This window comes from Pedobacter frigoris, assembly GCF_032678645.1.
Lineage (GTDB): Bacteria > Bacteroidota > Bacteroidia > Sphingobacteriales > Sphingobacteriaceae > Pedobacter > Pedobacter frigoris_A.
The window spans coordinates 176,405-196,565 of the sequence record NZ_JAVTSP010000006.1 but is presented as its reverse complement, the minus strand read 5'-3'; the positions used below and the strand labels follow the sequence as shown (position 1 = coordinate 196,565).

Sequence of the window (20,161 nt, the reverse complement as noted above, 5' to 3'; positions counted from 1 at the left end):
TTTGAAAAAATTATCGGCATTTGGCTAACTTTACCACTTCATGAAACATCTCCGCTACCTAAACAAATACTTCTATAAATATAAATGGCGGATTATTCCAGGAATTTTCTTTGTAATCATATCGAATATATTCGGTGTGATTCCCGCACAGGTCATCGGTCACGCCTTTAATTTAATTACCGAGAATATCCAGGTATACAGCCTTTTTTCAGGTTTTGAACGCAAAGAAATTGTATATGACATCTTTAGTTACAGTCTCCTATACTTTGGAATCTTAGTATTGATATTATATCTGCTAAGAGGCCTGTTTTTGTTTTTCATGAGGCAAACGATCATTTTGATGTCCAGGCACATTGAATTTGACATCAAAAATGAAATCTATGCCCATTATCAAAAACTCAGTCTTGGCTTCTACAGGAGAAACAATACCGGAGACTTGATGAACAGAGCTACTGAGGACGTAAACAGGGTAAGGATGTACGTTGGTCCGGCAATTATGTATGCTATAAATACCGGCGTCTTGTTTCTACTGGTTATTTACGCTATGTTTTCTGTAAATACCACATTAGCGATTTTTTGTTTACTCCCGTTACCCGCCCTTGTTGTGATTATTTACTTTGTAAATACTAAAATCAATAAAAAAAGCGAGTTGATACAAGAGCAGCTTTCAAAGCTATCCAGTTTTGTTCAGGAAAGATTTTCAGGAATACGTGTGATTAAGTCTTATGTTCGTGAAGGGCATACTGAAAAGGTATTTGCAGCAGAAAGTCAGGGCTATAAAAACAATGCTATGGGCCTGGTCAAGGTTCAGGCTTTGTTCTACCCAACGATGCTGCTCCTTGTCGGACTTAGTACGATATTGACTATTTATGTAGGTGGCAAGCAAGTAATTAATGGCTCTATCACGCCTGGAAACATTGCAGAGTTTATTGTTTATGTGAATCAACTTACCTTCCCTGTTTCAATGCTGGGATGGGTAACAACATTAATTCAAAGAGCTTCGGCCTCCCAAAAACGCATAAATGAATTTCTGGAGCTTCAACCTGACATCACCTCAGAAACCAATGATAAAATTGAGATTTCCGGCAATATTAAGTTTCAAAACGTGAGCTTTATTTATCCTGACACGGGAATAGAAGCCATTAAAAATGTAAGTTTTGAAATTAAAGAAGGTCAATTTGTCGCCATTATCGGCAGAACTGGCTCAGGAAAGTCTACCCTTGCCAATTTGATCATGCGAATGTATGATGTGGATAAAGGAGAAATTAAAATTGATGGCACACCGCTGAAATCTCTGAATCTTCAGGATTACAGAAACCAGGTTGGCTTTGTTCCTCAGGAAGTTTTCCTGTTTTCAGATACCATTAAAAATAATATCAGCTTTGGGCTTGATACAGCTACTACAGACCAGGTTGAAGCCGCAGCAAAAAATGCTGCTGTGTACCACAATATCGTAGGATTTGAACATCAGTTTGAAACCATGCTGGGAGAACGCGGCATCACACTTTCTGGTGGTCAAAAACAACGTGTATCTATCGCAAGGGCTTTAATTAAGGAACCGAAGATCCTGATTTTCGACGATTGCCTTTCTGCCGTAGACACCAGAACAGAAGAGGAGATTTTAAACAATCTTGGCCGGCTAATGAATGGAAAAACCAGTATTCTGATTGCACATAGAATATCAACAATAAAAAATGCAGATAAGATACTGGTTCTCGACAATGGAAAGATCACTGAACAAGGCACCCATGAAGAATTACTGCTACTTTCAGGTGCATATGCAGAAATGTATCAAAATCAATTGCTGGAAGAGGAAAGTAAATCTATATGATTTCTATTTTGAAGTTTAATAATTATTCCTTTATATTTACCCGAACCAAAACCAAGAGCTATAGCAACCATGGGAGAATTTGACAACAAAGAGAGAGAAGAGGTTTTTTCAAAGAAAGTAAGAGCTGGCAAAAGAACTTATTTTTTCGACGTTAAAGCAACAAGATCAGGAGATTATTATCTAACCCTAACTGAAAGTAAAAAACGACTTGAAGACGGAGTATTTGTAAAACACAAAATCTTTTTATACAAAGAGGATTTTGAAAAATTTGCAGAAGGATTGAATGAAACTGTTGATTACATTAAAAATCATCAGGAAGTAGTGGAAAAACGCTACGAATATTCTGAAAACCACGATGGTGTACCTAGCAGAATACAAAACGACGATTTTTCATTCTAAAGAAATAAATCAAAAAAGCCCTGTTCATTATATGAACAGGGCTTTTTTATTGAGGTTAAACTGGTCTTACATAAAGCTGCCATCTCCGCGGCGTCGGATTCCTCTTCCATCACGGCCGCCTCTGGCACCACTCCATTTTTGCAAGCGCATGCTCAATCCTACCATGAAGTAACGACTTACTGCGTTTGATTTGGTATCTGTATAACCACCGGTATCGTTAAAATCACGGTTTATAAAATTGTTTTGATTCAAAACATCAAATGCCTGAAATGTGACTCTACCCCTCCTATTGAATAATTCCTTTTCAACGGTTGCATTAATTACGAATGGATTATTATTGACATTTGCATTGATCCCGCTTATATAATTTTTACTTGCATTATACTTAAAGATCCAGCTTTCCAGGAAATAAATCGTTCCATCGACATTAAACGCCAGTGTATTTGTTTCAGATTGATTTTTTAAAACCGTATTGTCAGAGGTCTGGTGGTTATATGAAACATACGGATTGATCTCAAACCAGTCTGTAGGATTTATTCTCGGACCAAAACTTTCTCTAAAACTCTTCACAATATTGATGTTTTTTTCACCATTTGTCATGGTAATCCTGTGATTATAATTCGCTGATCCGCTTAGTGCCAAATTGTACTTTCTATTGCTCAACTGTTTGCTGATATTGTAGTTTCCGCCAACCCTATAAACACCGTTCATATTAATATACCTTGTTTCTCTAATTCTCACAGGAGTCTGTCCAGGCAAAACTGGAACATTTGGATCAATGATATCAATAGAACTTGATATTACATCGTTCTGATTAAATGAGGCATTCACACCAATTGAATAATTCAATTTCGAATTAGCGATGTAGTTATTGTAATCGGATCTTATCGTATGAACAAATCTTGCTTTAAGATTTGGATTACCTATAACTGGATTATTAGGGTTGGTTACGTCACGTACTGGTTGAATCTGGTCGAAGGTCGGCTCTGAAGCATTCCCTGAGTAGTTCAATGCAACTTTATGCTGCCTTGACCACAAATATTCCATCCGGGCTATAGGGATCAAATTAAAACTTGCTCTTCGGGTTGTTGTACCCAAACTCACCTTAGTACCGGATAACAATGCTGGCACCGCAGTAAGTCCGGCAGAAAACCTGATCCGCGATGTATTACTCATCCCATACCTGAAGTTCAAAGCAAATCTGGCTTGCGTAAATGAATAATTAAAAATATTACTCAATGAGTCAATGACCTGGGAAACCCCGCCATTCACCCTATTTCTTGTAGTGGCATTGTTGTCGTAGCCATTGTAGTTTATTTGCGCATTTGCTTCAATTTGTGTATTCGTACCTAACGGTTCCACGTAGGTCATGCTACCTCTGTAACTTGTGTTCAGATTCTTGTTTAATCTTAGTCTATAGACCAGGGAATCTCTTGACTCTGACTCTTCATCATTTAAGAAATACCTGATAAACATGTCCTGATCTGAATCGCTATTTCGATTATTTGTTCTTACCTCTCCCTCAACAAAGAAATTCCTTCTTAACTTATCAAAACGATGTTGATATCCAACCACTAATCCCAATTGCGGACTTTTACTACCGGAAGAGTTCGCATTAACCTGATATTGATGTCTGTAACCTGTTTGATAAGAAGTATCCGCAGACATGGAAGACGATGATGAATAATTGATGGAAGGTCTTATACTCATATAATCATTGCTATCCAGATTGATTTCTATTTCTGCTCTAAAATTATGACTTCTGGAATCGTTAGTCCTTTCGCTACCTCTGGTGGTAAAGGTATTTACGAGCGAATCCGTTTGAAGTTTAAGTATATTTCTCAGGTTTGTCACTGATTTAGAGAAACTGCTGCTTAAATTAAGTACATCATCTCCGTCATACTTATAGTTAACATTGAAATTAACATTTTTGCCAATTTTGTCACGAATACTGAATGAAGCTTCTCCTGCTTTGGTTGTACCACCAGTCCCACCTCCTCCGACACCATTTACTGTATTTCTATACTTTGAATCTATAGCAATCGTTTGATTTTGATTAATCCTCGTTCCGTTAATATCAGCATTATAACGATCATTACTTCCTGCGGCTGCACTCAGTCTGACTATATTTCCAACCGATTTATCGGTTCTCGTTGTGATATTTAATATCTTTTGAGGATCTCCATCTTTTACACCGGTTCTCGCGGCCTGATCACCATAGTCATCTACAATCTGTATTTTGTCTACAATTTCGGCAGGAAGATTCTTAATTGCATTGGCAACATCGCCACCAAGAAATTCTTTTCCGTTTAGTTTCGCTTTTAGAACAGCTTCTCCATTATGCACAAGCGAGCCGTCGCTGCCAACTTCCATCCCCTCCATCTTCTTCAATAGCTCATCGATCATAGAGTTTGCCCTAACCACATAGTCACTTGCCTTGTATTCAACAGTATCAGTTTTATACGTGATAGACGGGGTACCATTAATCACTACAGTATTTAAGGTGTTTTTTTCCTCCTTCATGATGATGGGATCCATAACAATCCGCGGAGTCAAGTCGTTTTGTTTAAAACGCATGGGTGAAGTTTTAAGATACCCTAAACTTTGTACCACAATGGTATAAGTAGCTGATTTTACATCTTTAAACACGAAGATACCATCATTGTTAGTTGAAGTTTTTAGAGTATCCTTATCCGATGTTAAACTTACTGTAGCGCCCGGAAGACCGAGATCAAGTGTATCTTTTACGATTCCGCTGATCTCTCGCGAAGGTAGAGGAGGTGGTGTCTCCCGTTTTGCCGGCTGTTGTGCTGATACTCTTACTGTGCTGGTGATCAACAAAAAGAGCACAACGGCCAATTTAAAAAGCCTGGCGTAATTCACGCCCATAGAATGGCCGGGCCCTCGAGCCGTGACCTGATTAAAATGATTCATTTGTGTGTTGTATGGTTTGGTTGTGTGTGTGTTGTGCTGTATGTGGGTACTAAAGATCAGTACCTATTTTTTGGATAGTGTATATTTTCCCCAAAAATCCGTAGGACTCATTAGGGCTTGAAAATCTATTCCCCCGCCTCGTTGACCGCCGAATCCACCGCCACCGCCAAATCCGCCACCGCCACCAAATCCTCCGCGACCGCCACCGCCACCACCACCGCCGAATCCTCCACGACCGCCGCCGCCGCCACCATCAAACCCTGGCATTTGCAAACCGTTCAACTTGATGTTATACGCGAATTCCTTTGAAGCATCAGCAGAAATTCCCAATTCCTCAAGAGGGATAGCTGCTTCATAAAAATATACGTTGGCTGTATCAATAGAAGCAAAAGCCTTAATTCCCGACTGATTATAAATCGAAATTAAGGTATCTGTGGTCTTTTTAAATCCTCTTATCTTTATTTCTTTAGCAGCAGCCAGTTGCGTCCGTTGCATTGCTGCCATTGCAGAATCTCTTTGTTTTGTAGATTGAGCTCCTCCTGCTCCCGGCATCGACATTCCCATCACTCTTCCCTGCGTCCTTCCGCCTCCTTGGCCTCCACCTCTCTGTCCGCGAACTATATTTGGATAAGTCATTGTTATACTTTCCTTTTCCTTCTTTTTACCATCAGGATTGATTGAGAATGTGATTCCACCGGCCAGTATCTTAGCATTGCTAGTATTATCTGTTGATCTAACTACCAGATACAGGTTTTTATCATCATTACTGATCATGTATGAAATGTTGGTGCGCTTATTAGCTGAAAAATCAGTAGCAGCCCACTCAAAATTCTTACCGTCAATTTTTAGACTGTGCGGAGCTACTATACTCACTTCCTGTAATTCATTAACTTTCTGTGCTGAAGCTGTTAATCCAAAACCAACCAGTAGTAATGTATTTAACATATTTTTTGAGAATCCTGATTTCATAACTAGTGAAAAGTTGATATTTAATTTGTGTTTTGAGATTATGACTAAACAAATTGCTTTAGGTTTAATTAAAACGTTAAGTTTAATTCAATAATAATCCGCGAATTACGCACAAAATTTAAATCTTTGAAGGTTACTCACCTATTTGTTACAGGAAGAAAAGGCAAGTGATAAATGTCTTTAAAGGGGCCTACGCAGGAATAACGAATTCGGCCCATTACAATTTCAAACCCAAATCCAAACAAACCAGGTAAAGATTATAGCTTAGTTTAAAAGCGCAAGAAAGTTAAGTCATACTAAATTGTTACAAAGCAACTACGACGTAGTTTCACAATCTTTAATATTTATCGATGTTAAAGGTATCCAGTTTTCCGACGGGCTAACGTTAAGACCTATTCTCATTGCGATTTTCTTAATAATTTCATCTTCAATAGCACCCAGAGTCTCGTTCGTTATGGCTTTATTATTAATCCTTACTGGCTCGTCAAGACCGCTTGTTTTGAGTTCGATGTCATAAATACCAGCGTTCATGGTTTTACAAATTATAAGTTCAAAAGAATGCTGCGCCGCGATTTTCTTCAATGTTGAGAAAGCATGGATCACCTGATCCGTATTTACAATCTTAAACCCAAGCACCAATGTGGCATTTGGATCCAAAGCGTCATTGTTTTTCAACAAAGAAATTTCATTTACATCTTCAAATGTTGCCTCTATGATTAACCGATCCATATTCTTTCTTAATTAAGTGTCTGCTTAAAAAAGGATTTATACGTCAGTATTGTTTCAATTATTTTAAATCTTTATATCCAAAGCCTGATAAAACAACACAAACCTACCTTTTCTGCTGAAAAATATAGATCAGATAACCGAGTGCAGGTAAAATGAAAATACTCCCAATGAGGAGCGCATACCCTAATGACGCTATCGTTTTCGCCTGTCCCTGATGGGTAAGCAACGAAAGGTTAGCACCATCCTTAAGCAAAACAATATCTGGGAAATGGGTATAAGTAGCAGCAAACAGAATCATTGTCACCTGAAAACCGGCTAATAAACGCAATAATAAAGGTTGGTCTTTATTCAATGCATACCACATAAAAATCAAAGAAATACTGGCCGCAATGATGGCTATCAGACCAGGGGTATCACCAAATATCCAATCTACAATAGGTATCTGTTCTGCATGTGCAGCAATAAAAACCAAGATCCCACAAAACATAACAATAAAAATTGTTCGTTTTGCTTTACCTACGAAATGCTGTCTGTCACCATCATTATCTGTCTGACCAATAATAAAAATAGTTGCCAGGAAACCACATATACTAACTGTAAAAATCCCTACAGCAATAGAAAACCAGTTGAGCCAGCTAAACACGTAAGCAGACAAAAAATCATTTGCTTGAGGGTCAATCTGTCCTGAAACTGAGCTGGCGGCTATAATCCCCAGAAAAAAAGGCGTAATCAGACTTGAATAAACAAATATAGGTGTGTACACCTTCTGCATATCATCCTTTACAGCATCATAATTTCTAAACACAAAAGCAGTTCCCCGTGCTATAATCCCCAACAACATACATACAAGAGGTATATGAAGGTAGACGGATATTGTCGTATAAATTTTTGGAAAACCAACGAACAAGATTACAATTGCTATGATCAGCCACATATGATTGGCTTCCCATATCGGACCAATTGCTTTATACATCGTTTTACGCGTCTTAGGTTTATTGGTCTTGGAAGTAAGCAATTCGATTATTCCCGCACCAAAATCAGCGCCGCCCAACAATATATACAAAAGAATAGATGTCCAGAGGAAAACAATAACTACATATATCATAATTCAGAATCTTTAGCAGTTGAATCATATAATTTGCCCACCATTGTAATTTGTCTGTACAACAATAAACTCACAATGATGGATAGTGAGATATAAACTGCAGTAAACAAGTAAAAAGAATAGGCGATACCCGGCATCGGGGTAACTGCATCTGCAGTACGCATGATACCTCTAATGATCCAGGGCTGGCGACCTACTTCAGTCACAGTCCACCCCGCTTCCAATGCAATGAACCCCATGGGTATAGCAATGACAAACAACTTCATCAACCATCTACTTTCCATCCAGGATTTCTTTTTCCATAAAGCAATAAAATACAGTACCGAAATCAACACCATTGCCATGCCTAAGCCTACCATTATCTGAAACGCATAATGTGTAATCGCAACCGGAGGCCTGTCTTCCTTCGGCACCTGATCCAGTCCCTTTACTTCCCCATTAAAATCGCCTGTTGCCATAAAACTCAACAATCCAGGTATCTTAATCGCATAATCCACACGGCTATTAGCGGTATCTGGAATCCCTCCGATGATCAACGGCGCATTTCTTTCTGTATGAAAATGTGCTTCCATTGCTGCGAGTTTCTCAGGCTGTCGTTTAGCAATATCTTTTGCAGAAATATCTCCGCTTAAGGGCTGCAGACAAGCAGCTACCGTTCCAAATATTGCTGCAATCTTAAAAGCTTTATGATGAAACTGCACATTTCTACCCCTCAAAATCATCAAAGTATGTACACCGGCCACTGCAAAACCGGTCGACACAAAAGCCGCAACACACATATGTAATGCCTGTGAAAACCAGGCGTCGTTAAACATAGCCTTAATAGGATCTATATTTAGGTATTCCCCGTTGATATAATCAAAACCGGATGGACTGTTCATCCATGAGTTTGCCGCGACGACAAGTATCCCCGACAACAGTCCGCTAATCCCAACAACAACTCCCGTAGCCCAATGAAACCAGGCATTGATTTTATCCCATCCGTACAAATAAAATCCCAATGCGATCGCCTCTATAAAAAATGCCGTCCCCTCTAAAGAAAACGGCATTCCAAATATAGGTCCGGCATGCTCCATAAATTTGGGCCAGAGCAGACCAAGTTCAAATGACAGTACAGTCCCGGAAACAGCACCAGTTGCGAAAAAGATAGCCACACCCCTACTCCAGGCCTTGGTAACATCCCTGTAGACTACATTTTTGGTCTTAAGCCAATAAAAGTGTGCTACTGACATAAAAAAAGGCATTACCATACCAATACAAGCAAAAATAATGTGAAAGCCAAGTGAAAAGGCCATCTGGAGGCGGGCAGCTAAAAAATCGTCCATATTTTAATAAACGTTACGTGCTAAAGAATTTACTGTAAAAGTAAGGGTTTATTTGCACAGAATCGTCATTCTGAATCAAATTACAGGCTCTTTTCAGTAAAAAAAATGTCAGCAAAACCAAGTAGTAGTAATTGAAATATATTCCAAAAAATTGTATTCAATATTAACAATCCTGGATAACTATTCAATATTCATATATTACAATAAAGAAATTTAAATTTAATATCAAGAAACTATAGTTAATTAAAAATGAAATAAAAGTACACATAAAGATAAATACATATATATATTTGTTTTAATAAAACTCATAATCATGAAAGCTAAAGAAACAGTTATCATTTACCTTTTGTCACTACTGATCATTTCCTGTAAAAAAAGTAAATCGTTCAAAACAGACCCCATCCAGCCTCCTGCGGACCAGCCTGCGCAAAAAATATTTCTGCCCGTTAAACTTGAATCTGATAAACTGGCCATTTATTTAAAATATCAAGACAATAACCTCACTGAAATTGAAAACTCTGATGGCTATAAATCTCAAATCACCTATAAAAATGAACTGCCAATAAAACTGAGACGATTTAAATATGATAAGCCCATTAGCTTTAGTGAGTATAGTTTTTCAGACGCAATGAAAACTAAGATCAGCTCCTTTGACGAAGATGGCAATCTCCTAACACCCACAGGTCATCGATTGCTAACAAAAAATTCAGCAAATCAAATCGCGACGATCAGCTATTTTGGTGCAGATAAGAAATTGTTTAAAGAGCAAATACTTACGTATGCCGCATCTAACTTGTCGGACGTATCGACAAACGACGTCACATCCAGCCTCACGACTAATTTTAGTTACTCCTATGACAGCAAAAACGGGATTTTCAAAAGTATTAAACATGCTCAGCTGTTATTCTTAGAAACCGGCTACGATTTTTTCACTCACGCTATCAATAACCCACTCAGCTATAATTCCAATACCGAAAAAACAACTTATACCTATAAATATAATTCTGAAAACTATCCCTCTGAGCTTACCATTACTAAAAACAATAAAAGTCAGACCTACAAAATAACCTATAAGGAAATCAAGTGATCGTTATTTTTTTAAAAGCGATTCGGCCCTAAAAAGGTTATCTGCAGCCTGTAAGATCTTAGCCTTCAACTTTGGATTGTACTGGGGGTTTTGTTGTAGAAAGTCCCTGACAACTTTGCCTGCAAATGGACTTTGATAATAGCCAAAGATAGACTGCAGCCAGTTTTGTGGGAAAAAGATATCCCCTGTTGTCTGGATTTCCTGAAGCATATCCAAGCTTTTCTTTAAATACTTTTCAGATGTAGCCTGCCTAAGGGGATGGTGCAAATAAAACAAAGCAGTTCCTACATTCGACTCCTTTTCACGGTTAGATTTCAATTCCAGGCCTTTAAAAAATCTATCTCTATCTGCTGGATTCGAAGAAACTGCAGGAATAATAAATTCAAATCTTTTAATCCTGTCAGCATTTGTAATCCTCGACAATTGCTTTTTTAAAATTTCTGAATTTTGGTCATCTCTCAAAGCAAGGTTAAACGCGAGCGAAGTATAATCATCTTCGTTAAGTTTCAGACCTCCCGGAGCCTGTTTCTGTTGATCCCAAATGGCATACAACTCGTCCTTCGCACCTTTTGATAAAAACACATCCTGATAAGTCTTAAAAAGCAATCTCTTATTATTGATCAACGGCTGCTGTTCAAGCGCGTTCCATAAAGATTTCTCTATAGATGATGAAAGCTCAATCCTGTCTTCTGCAGTGATAAACTCCCAATAAATCGCGTTTAGGTAGTTACTTATTAATCTTAAATTGAGCTCTTCTTTCTCTCTTGTCAATCCATCCCTAAAAACTTCAAGTAATTCCTTCGGCTTTATAGTTCTGCCATTGAGCATATTTTCATAAAGCGAAATATAAGCTGATGCCCGGTTAAGTGGCAATTCCATATCATATATACGATTTAACATATTTTGATCAATAGGCCACACACCATAGCCCTGGCCAGTTGAGTTAAATAGTACGTATAGAGGCGTATCAAAACCTTCTACACTTTTCACCTCCACCTGAGCCGCATTTAAATCTACTGTAACTTCCTTACTATAGTTGGCATAAACAAACTTCAGTTCAAATAATTGAGGCCAGTACCGTTTAGCTCCGTACTCGGGCGACTGTACTACACTAAATTTCTTGATTTTGCCATTTTCTTGCTGAATATTGTAGTTGATAACAGGTCTCCCTGGCTCATCAACCCAAACTTTATTCCATTTCTGTAAATCAGCACTTGCATATTTATCAAGAATCGTAATCAAATCCGGCCAGGATGCATTCCCATTTGCAAATTTATTAAGGTAGTCCTTCACTCCCATTTGAAATTTCTCTTTTCCCATTAGTCGCTCCAGTTGCCTCATCATAATCGGGGCCTTGTGATAAATGATATTTCCATAGAGTGTACCGGCATCCTTTAGATTATCAAGGGGTTGTCTAATTGGATTCGCACCTGTTGTCCGGTCTATTCCGTAAGCTGCCGGAAAATGATCTATTAAAAACTTAAGATCAAACACATCGGTGCCTTCACTACCTTCTGTACTTTTATCAGCCATAAAATTGGCAAAAACTTCCTTCATCCATACATCAGTAAACCAATTCATGGTCACAAGATCTCCAAACCACATGTGCGCAGTTTCATGCGCTATGAGGTGAGTCCTCGAATTCAATTGATCCTTAGTCGCCGCTCCATCCAAAAAGAACGTAGATGCTTTATAATGTATCGTTCCAGGATGCTCCATACCACCGAATTGAAAATCCGGGATGGCAGAAAATCCAAACTTTTGAAATGGATAAGGAATGCCTGTCCATTTCTCAAAATAATCTAGGGATTCGGAATGAATTTCGAAGATTTCAGGCACACTCTGTCTGATTTTTACACTGTCTGTTTCCCTGTAAAGAAATTCCGACGTCATCCGGCCTATTTTCCCATATGCTGTTTTAAATTTACCTGCCACAAATGAAAACAAGTAGGTGCTTAACGTATCTGAAGTATTGAAAATATAGGTTCTTCTCTCCTGTGTTAGCAATGAATCTTTGAGCCTGGCATTTGCCAGTGCAATCCAGTCTTTTGGCACACTCAATGTCAGGTCATAAGTGGCTTTTAAATCCGGCTGATCAAAGCATGGAAATACAGTCCGTGCCCTATCCGGAACAAACAAAGCATATAAATAATCGGCATTGCGATTCAATGCCCCATTTCCGGCGATAAATTCGAGGTCAACAATATTCTTTCCTGACTTAAGGTATTTTGGCTCAATCACAATATGCTCATTACTGTGAACGATAGGTACAGCCTTTCCATTGACTACCGCAGTCTTAATGTTTTCAGACTTTTCCTTAAAATCCAGCTGAAGCGGATATCTGTTGGTTTTCAACTGAAAACTTAGCGTTGCCTTAGCAGGGATAGACGAGGCTTTATCAGCCGGAATATCCAAACTAAGTTTGTAATTCAATTGACTCAAAACCGACTTTCGGTAAGTTGCAAGTGCCTTGGAAACACCTGTCTCCAGCTTTGGATTTGGAAGGTCATCTATCCACGAGAAAGACAATAAACAAACGGAGAGCAGGACGAGTGTGTAACGAAAGTGAACCATCTGGCTAATTTAGTTAATGATTTTCTAATTCATAAGTCAAGTTTTGAATACAAAGAAAATTTTTCCGTTAACTAAGTCCAGGAAACGTAATTTAGCATAATCAAAACTTAATCAATTCATTGATATGAAAACGACACTAAAAACTCTATTTACACTGGCGCTGGCTGTTTCCATTAACTCCCAACTTCAGGCACAAGGACTCAGCATGCCACAAGCGAGTACTTCACAAACAATTACCCAAAGCTTCGGATTGGGAAAAATGACGTTAAATTATTCTCGCCCGAATGTGAAAGGCCGTCAGGTTTTTGGCGCATTGGCTCCTTATGGCGAAGTATGGCGTACGGGCGCCAACTCTGCAACCATAATCACTTTTAGTGAGGATGTAAAAATAGAAGGCCAAAACTTACCTGCAGGTGAGTATGGCTTATTTACAATTCCCGGCAAAACAGAGTGGATCATTATCTTCAACAAAGGTTCTAAGCAATGGGGATCTTACACTTATAAAGAGTCGGATGACGCGCTTAGGGTAAAAATAAAACCAACAGTTTTAAAAGATAAAGTAGAAACCTTCACTATTCAGCTTGCAAATGTGTACCCTACTTCAGCTCAATTACAATTATTGTGGGATAAAACGGGCATCAACATTAACCTTGGTACTGAAGTAGACAGCAAAGTAATGGCTAGCATAGATCAGGCAATGCAAGGCGAAAAAAAACCATATTTTCAGGCTGCTCAATATTACTATGAAAATGGCAAAGACATCAATAAAGCAATGGAATGGATGAATAAAGCTGATGAAGGAAACACTACAGCACCTTGGGTAAAACTTTGGAAAGGTCGCGTACAACTGAAAATGGGCGATAAAAAAGGTGCTGCTGCAACTGCTGAGCAGGGCTTAAAAATTGCTACAGAAATCAACAATGCGGAATATATCCGCCTGAATACAGCTTTGATTGCTGAAGCGAAGAAATAATCTAGCTGATAAAATTACTAACCGCTGGTCTTCAGGTCAGCGGTTTTTTTATTGCTCAGCAATCGTTGAAACATCAGGGAGAGTATAACCACCAGCATACACCCGATTACATTGAGCCATAAATAGGCAACAAGTTCTAACTGACCAATGACCAGAACCAATAGCTCTGCACCCAACGCTGCGAAAAACACTGCTCTTCCACCTACATGCCTCACATAAAAGGCGACCAGAAAAACCCCGAGAATTGTGCCGTATACATAAGAACCGAGTATGTTTACTGCCTCCAACAAATTGCCTATTTTACTCGCATATAAAGCCATCACAATACAAATCATGCCCCAAAATACCGTCGCCAGCCTTGAAGCCTGCAGGTATTCATGATCGGATCCATCTTTTCTAATCAGCCGTTTGTAAATATCGATCACTGTTGTTGAGGCCAGAGAATTCAATGCACTTGCTGTAGACCCCATGGAGGCAAGAAAAATAATAGCAATCAATAAACCAATCAACCCCTTTGGCAAATACTCAGTAACAAAACTCAGAAAAATGTAATTGTTATCTTTAGTATTGGCATGCTCATCATTCTTAACCATCAAGTCTGTGACCTTTGTTCTGATGGCCTTTTCATTTGCATCTGCAGCTTGCAATGCTTTACGTTGAACATCAATTACAGGCTTATTATCCTGATCGATGGCAACGTTCATCTTATTTATTTCTATCTGCTTTAATTCAAACGCCTGTTCATATTCTGCCTTAATTTGATTCAATTGAGGAGCATACTTACTATTTTCCAATTTATTCAACTCAAAACTATTGAAGAAAATTGGCGGACGATTATACTGATAGAACGTAAATACCAAAACTCCAATAAGCAGAATCAAAAACTGCATAGGTATTTTAACCAGCCCATTCATCAGCAGACCAAGGCGACTTTGACTCACCGAAGCTCCGGACAAATACCGGCCAACCTGACTCTGATCTGTTCCGAAATAAGACAATTGCAAGAAAAATCCGCCAATGAGCCCTGTCCAGACCGTATACTGATTATTGAGATCAAATTTGAAGTCGATAGCATTTGTTCTTCCCATTTTACCCGCTATATTGATCGCTTTACCAAAACCGATATCATTGGGAAGAAGTTGTACTACCATTATACCGGCAGCAAACAACCCGCAAAAAATAATGCTCATCTGCAGCATTTGTGTATAAGAAACCGCCTTTGTACCTCCATAAACAGTATAAAATATCACAAGACTGCCTATAAATAGGGTTGTATATGTGGTGTTAATATCCAATATCGTAGATAAAATAATAGAAGGGGCATAAATCGTAATCCCCGTAGAAAGCCCTCTTTGTATCAGGAATAAAAATGCAGTTAGGGCCCTTGTTTTCAAATCAAAGCGCTGCTCAAGATATTCATATGCTGTGTAGACCTTCAATCTGTGGAATATAGGCACAAACGTAATGCATAGCACAATCATAGCCAGGGGCAGTCCAAGGTAAAACTGTACAAAACTCATTCCTGAAGAATATGCCAAGCCTGGAGCAGATAAAAAAGTAATGGCGCTAGCCTGCGTTGCCATTACAGAAAGACAAACATGGTACCAGGGGAGTGACTGATTGCCCAGTAAATACCCCTGAATATTCTGGGCACCACGACTCTTGTAAATACCGTAAACAACGATCACGACAAGTGTAACAACCAATACTGACCAATCTATAATACTCATTCGAAATATTTAGTAAAAGCGTAAAAAATTAAGATCAGTAACACAAGCCAGCCAATAAGTAACCGGTAAAACTGTTTCCAGGTCTTTACAAAAGGAGGTAGATCCTGTTCTTCTGTCTCTTGTAATGGTTTACCGTGTTCCATATTTCGAATATTAACTATTTTTTTCCTGAAATTAGATTCACAAACAACCTGTATGCACCGGGTACACCTGCAGGTAACTGTCTGAAAAATGAAATACCCGTATATACAAATCTTCCTTTTCCATAATCAGCCACGATCAGCGATCCGTCTTTAGCAGACTCTCCCTGGTCATTCATACTCAATAATGAAGTATATTTTTGATCTGCATCAGTTACGAAGTACAATCCTCTTTCCTGTATCCAATCATCAAAATCTTTCTCTGTAATCTTATTTGGGTAAACCAGTGCCCTATCTGAAGGAGCAAGTATCTTAACTTTCGCATCCTCTTCTGTCACCCTGTCTCTCGATAATTTAAATGGATAAGGTCCTATATTGTCCAATCTAAGCGGACTATTTACGTTATACTGCACCATTAACACGCCCCCATTTTCCACATACTTCATCAGTTTGGGTTGCATACTTTTTACCTGTTCGTTTACATTGTAAAGCCTGACTCCCGTAACAATAGCGTCAAATCCCGATAGGTCTCCGTTAATCACCTGACTTTCTGTTAAATCCACCACATCATATCCGATTTGCTTTAAAGATTCAGGGACTAAATCCCCTGCTCCGGCCAGATAACCTATTCTTTTGCCTGCCAGCTTTAAATCAATTTTTTCCACTTTAGCTTCTGCAAAAGGAAATAAAGTCTGCACAGGAATATGCTCATAATCTATTACCCGCAATGATTTGTTATAAGTTTGTCCATCTACAGCAACATTTAACGCAATTTTTCCGCCCGTAACGTTACCTCCCGGTGTAACAGTAAATGAAACCACTTGTTCATCTCCCTTTTTATTCAATTTGAATTCCAGCTTTTCCGGCGAAACCTTCCAACCTGATGGAATCGCAGCATGGACTACACCTGACGCATTATCTTTAAAGCTTTTCATTCGCACGGAAATTAGCTTTGACTCATTTCCATTAAATACAAATGCCTTTTCACTCATTGTTGCAGTAACAGGCGGAGCGATCACCACAGGCTGATACAATTCACCTCTCACCTGATCGGTATATTTATAAATCAATGGAAGCCGTTTTACGATAACATCATCTCCAATTTTCACATTAAAGATTCCACTTAAATCGATTGGATTTTCTGCCAGTCCAATTTTCGAAAGGGAATCTACCACAAAGCTTCCCTGAGCATGTTCTTTCTCCAACCAATAAGGCTGTGTTAAATTCTTTCCTCCCTGAATTGAGCCTTCTTTCGAAACAAACTGGTTTGGGGGGAGGTTAAAAGTTACATTTGTATTTTTCTCTTCAATAGCAATTGTATATGGAAATCCCGATTTTATCCTTGCTATCCCCTGAACTTTTACATTGATCGGTGTACTTAATGCATATGTTGAATTTGTAGCCTGCATTTCAAGCCAGATACCAGCACTTGCCAGAATTAAATCATCCAGCAAGTCATGTTTAAATGGCTTTCCCTTTACCAGAGTCCGCAGTTTCAATAGCTTAGCTACGGATTTAGAAGGATCAGCCGCATCATATTCAGTACTGATTTCTGTTATTAATTGCTGGATAGTGGCACTTGCCGGAATTCTGTTTAAAGAAAAATCTATGCCATCAAATATATCTTTAGCAGCCTTTTCGCCCGCTACCGGAATAAAATATTCAACACTTCCTCCTCTTTGTCTGGCAGAACCAAAGCCCTGACTTCGATGATTGGATCTGCTTTCCGCAGCTATTTCACCATAGCTTTTCCCCAATAATGGATTATACGCTCCTATGTCTATTTTTAGCTGATCCTCCGAAGTAGTATTATTCCCTCCAAAGTTAAATGTGTTCCATAAGATTCGCTTGGCCTTCCAGGTCTTCACAAATGCAAGTTGCTCTGGAAATTGTTTAGGATCTGCTGCAGCAACAAAAGCTTCTCTCGCAAGTATTGCAGAGCCTGAATGATGACCATGCCCAGCCCTGGAATCTTCAGGAAAACGGGTGATGATTACGTCGGGCTGAAATTTACGGATCACCCAAACTACATCAGCAAGTATTTTTGACTTATCCCAGATCTTAAAGCTCTCCTCCGGATTCTTGGAAAAGCCAAAATCATTTGCTCTGGTAAAAAACTGTTCGGCACCATCCGTACGTCTTGCAGCCAGCAATTCCTGTGTACGTATCAACCCAAGAAGCTCGGCTTGTTCATTCCCGATCAGGTTCTGCCCTCCATCTCCCCTGGTCAGGGAAAGATAACCGGTTCTTACTTTTTTCTCTTTGGCAAGATAAGCCAGCAAGCGGGTATTTTCATCATCAGGATGAGCCGCAATGTACAACACACTACCTGTAACATTTAAAGCCTGTAGCCCCTGTTTGATTTCTGCGGCATTTAGCTGCTGCATCATTTGAGCTTTAGAAAAAAAAGGAAGGACTACTGATATTACCAGCAGATATAAACGAAATTTCATATACGGATCTTAATTTTCGAAATTAACCAAAAATCATTAATCTGTACTTTTAATACAAATTAAACTCCGTAACAATCCTGCAAAAGTACTACACGTTTTATAGGAGAATCTTACTGGAAACCTCTTTGTCTATAGTGATAAAACCAGGATACTTAACCAGGGAATTGCCTACTTTAATACTAGGTCTGATCTTTAAGGTTAAAATTCCTTTTTTCTCTGCTCCGCTTTTACCACTTTTGATAAAATCGCTGATTTCACCCATCACCTTACTGTTGGAAACAAAAGGATAGATATTTACTTCCATATCTACAGGCACAACGGTAGATTGTCCGGCAGCTACATTAACTTCCTGATTTACAAAACCATTAGCCAGTTCCTGCCTGTTGATCAAAATTTTATATTCAAACTGATTAATCGCCGCATCATCTCCCGTAGGGTTTTTAACTTCCAGATTTAGTCTCGCTTTAAGGGGTACATCTCTTCTCAATAAACCCAATGCCAGTCCTGGAAGGCTGGCGATATTGATATCCTGATCATTGATCATTTTCTTTACATCAGCTCCTGCAATAGTAATCTGATCCGCAGAAGTAATCCTGTATTTACATTTTTCAAGCGCTTTAATTTGCTGGGCCTGCCTGTTTATTCCGCAACTTGATATCGCTATAGCCGTAAGGCAAATCAATAAAATCTTTTTCATAGTACTTATAACGGGATAAACACATTAAATGATATAAACACGCCTCTCAATCGCAACAAATTAGCGTCTCCGGCTCAAATTGCTGCTGATGATATGATCTATGCTGTATTTTCCAGCTCCTGCAACAAGTATAAACAGGTACACGACCAGATAATGCAAACCCATTTCTTTTTTATCAAAACCATCAGGGGCATGTACGATAAACACTGCCACAAGCATTGTAATAATCAAAGGGATCACCGCTATTCTGGTGGCAAGTCCCAATAACAATAAAATGGAACAGAAAAACTCAGCGAATACGGCCAGATAAAGTGAGGCTACCGGACCAACTCCAATTGGGTCACCAAACTGTATCTCTCCGCCAGCAGTGATCCAGCCCAGCTTCTGATACCCATGAACGATCATAAATGCTGCAAATGCCACCCGTAAAACAAGTAACATAAAGTGTACACCCTCATTGCTAAAATTGGTATTAAATAGCTTCTTCATTCTTAAATTCTGTTTTTGATTGATGATTAAATAGTGAATAGATTAACGTAAATATAGATAATTAATACCTAACCGGCGGTCAGCGCAGTAATAAATCCCGAAATCGCATCCTGAAGGATCAGCTTTTTGTTATCATCCGGCCTTCCTTCTTTTTGTATCATTTGAATAGATACCAAACCATGAAGAATAGAAAGATAGGTATGGTATTTTAAGAAATAGTCTACATCCTTGTTACTACTCAAAGCGATGGTATCCTGTATTGTAGAAATCATGATTGTCGCCATATGTTTCATTTCACCAATCTGATTTACCCGATCACATGCAGGTATCCCCAGTCCAAACATCAGCTGGTAGTATTCTTTATGATCAAACGCAAAATCCCAGTAAGCATGAGCTATAGCTTCCAATTGAGCAGCAGGATCATCATATTTGTTTTTCACCTCCTGTAGCGCATCCGCAAGTTTCTGAAAACCTTCTTTAGTGAACTCCAAAAGTATGGCTTCCTTATTTTCAAAATGATTATAGATCACGGGAATACTGTATTCAATCGCATCAGCGATTTTGCGGATCGACAAAGACTGCCAGCCATCAGAAAGTACCTGCAACCAGGCTGCCTCCAATATACTAGCCCTGAACTCTTCTTTTTGTCTTATTTTACGTTCTGCAATTCCCATACGCATTCAATTTAGCTAACAGTGTTAACAAAAGTAATGGGTATGAGGACAT

General features: G+C 38.8%; 15 protein-coding genes. 4 read left to right on the top strand and 11 right to left on the bottom strand.

Annotated elements, in window-relative coordinates:
• The first annotated feature begins 40 nt into the window (after positions 1 to 40).
• Together R2Q78_RS18265 and R2Q78_RS18260 are read left to right on the top strand one after the other, a co-directional pair.
• Positions 41 to 1,831: an ABC transporter ATP-binding protein gene (locus tag R2Q78_RS18265; RefSeq protein ID WP_316793990.1), complete on the top strand. Its 1,791-nt coding sequence runs from the start codon at positions 41 to 43 to the stop codon at positions 1,829 to 1,831.
• Between the two features lie 69 nt (positions 1,832 to 1,900).
• Positions 1,901 to 2,230, top strand: coding sequence for a DUF3276 family protein (locus R2Q78_RS18260; RefSeq protein WP_316793989.1), 330 nt, complete (start codon positions 1,901 to 1,903; stop codon positions 2,228 to 2,230).
• A gap of 66 nt (positions 2,231 to 2,296) precedes the next feature.
• Here R2Q78_RS18260 and R2Q78_RS18255 read toward each other — a convergent pair whose 3' ends face one another.
• The 5 genes from R2Q78_RS18255 to R2Q78_RS18235 all read right to left on the bottom strand — a co-directional run bounded on the left by R2Q78_RS18255 (position 2,297) and on the right by R2Q78_RS18235 (position 9,292).
• Positions 2,297 to 5,164: an outer membrane beta-barrel protein gene (locus R2Q78_RS18255; RefSeq protein ID WP_316793988.1), complete on the bottom strand. Its 2,868-nt coding sequence runs from the start codon at positions 5,162 to 5,164 to the stop codon at positions 2,297 to 2,299.
• 63 nt (positions 5,165 to 5,227) lie between these two features.
• On the bottom strand, positions 5,228 to 6,133 hold the full coding sequence (locus R2Q78_RS18250; RefSeq protein ID WP_316793987.1) for a hypothetical protein: 906 nt from the start codon (positions 6,131 to 6,133) through the stop codon (positions 5,228 to 5,230).
• Between the two features lie 315 nt (positions 6,134 to 6,448).
• Entirely contained in the window at positions 6,449 to 6,862 is a 414-nt protein-coding gene (locus tag R2Q78_RS18245) for a hypothetical protein (protein WP_316793986.1), read from the bottom strand.
• A gap of 103 nt (positions 6,863 to 6,965) precedes the next feature.
• Positions 6,966 to 7,967 carry a cytochrome d ubiquinol oxidase subunit II gene (locus R2Q78_RS18240; RefSeq protein ID WP_316793985.1) on the bottom strand — a complete coding sequence of 334 codons (1,002 nt, stop codon included), beginning with the start codon at positions 7,965 to 7,967 and terminating at the stop codon, positions 6,966 to 6,968.
• Positions 7,964 to 9,292: a cytochrome ubiquinol oxidase subunit I gene (locus R2Q78_RS18235; RefSeq protein WP_316793984.1), complete on the bottom strand. Its 1,329-nt coding sequence runs from the start codon at positions 9,290 to 9,292 to the stop codon at positions 7,964 to 7,966. The genes R2Q78_RS18240 and R2Q78_RS18235 overlap by 4 nt, the downstream gene beginning before the upstream one ends.
• Before the next feature lie 313 nt (positions 9,293 to 9,605).
• Here R2Q78_RS18235 and R2Q78_RS18230 point away from each other — a divergent pair, with 313 nt between their 5' ends.
• A complete protein-coding gene (locus R2Q78_RS18230; RefSeq protein WP_316793983.1) occupies positions 9,606 to 10,379 on the top strand; it encodes a hypothetical protein in 774 nt (257 codons plus the stop codon).
• 3 nt (positions 10,380 to 10,382) lie between these two features.
• Here R2Q78_RS18230 and R2Q78_RS18225 read toward each other — a convergent pair whose 3' ends face one another.
• Positions 10,383 to 12,953: a M1 family aminopeptidase gene (locus R2Q78_RS18225; protein WP_316793982.1), complete on the bottom strand. Its 2,571-nt coding sequence runs from the start codon at positions 12,951 to 12,953 to the stop codon at positions 10,383 to 10,385.
• Positions 12,954 to 13,077: 124 nt separating this feature from the next.
• Between R2Q78_RS18225 and R2Q78_RS18220 the strand changes: the two genes are divergently transcribed.
• A complete protein-coding gene (locus tag R2Q78_RS18220) occupies positions 13,078 to 13,926 on the top strand; it encodes a DUF2911 domain-containing protein (RefSeq protein ID WP_316793981.1) in 849 nt (282 codons plus the stop codon).
• 17 nt (positions 13,927 to 13,943) lie between these two features.
• Here the strand turns inward: R2Q78_RS18220 and R2Q78_RS18215 are convergent, their stop codons facing one another.
• The 5 genes from R2Q78_RS18215 to R2Q78_RS18195 all read right to left on the bottom strand — a co-directional run bounded on the left by R2Q78_RS18215 (position 13,944) and on the right by R2Q78_RS18195 (position 20,109).
• Positions 13,944 to 15,656 carry a sodium:solute symporter gene (locus tag R2Q78_RS18215; protein WP_316793980.1) on the bottom strand — a complete coding sequence of 571 codons (1,713 nt, stop codon included), beginning with the start codon at positions 15,654 to 15,656 and terminating at the stop codon, positions 13,944 to 13,946.
• A gap of 157 nt (positions 15,657 to 15,813) precedes the next feature.
• The gene (locus R2Q78_RS18210) at positions 15,814 to 18,249 is read right to left on the bottom strand and encodes a PIG-L family deacetylase (RefSeq protein ID WP_316793979.1); all 2,436 of its coding nucleotides are present in this window, start codon (positions 18,247 to 18,249) and stop codon (positions 15,814 to 15,816) included.
• Positions 18,250 to 18,346: 97 nt separating this feature from the next.
• Positions 18,347 to 18,946: a hypothetical protein gene (locus tag R2Q78_RS18205; protein ID WP_316793978.1), complete on the bottom strand. Its 600-nt coding sequence runs from the start codon at positions 18,944 to 18,946 to the stop codon at positions 18,347 to 18,349.
• A gap of 60 nt (positions 18,947 to 19,006) precedes the next feature.
• Positions 19,007 to 19,435, bottom strand: coding sequence for a DoxX family protein (locus R2Q78_RS18200; RefSeq protein WP_316793977.1), 429 nt, complete (start codon positions 19,433 to 19,435; stop codon positions 19,007 to 19,009).
• Positions 19,436 to 19,503: 68 nt separating this feature from the next.
• Complete coding sequence (locus tag R2Q78_RS18195) at positions 19,504 to 20,109, bottom strand: TetR/AcrR family transcriptional regulator (RefSeq protein ID WP_316793976.1); 606 nt, start codon at positions 20,107 to 20,109, stop codon at positions 19,504 to 19,506.
• Positions 20,110 to 20,161: the final 52 nt, after the last annotated feature.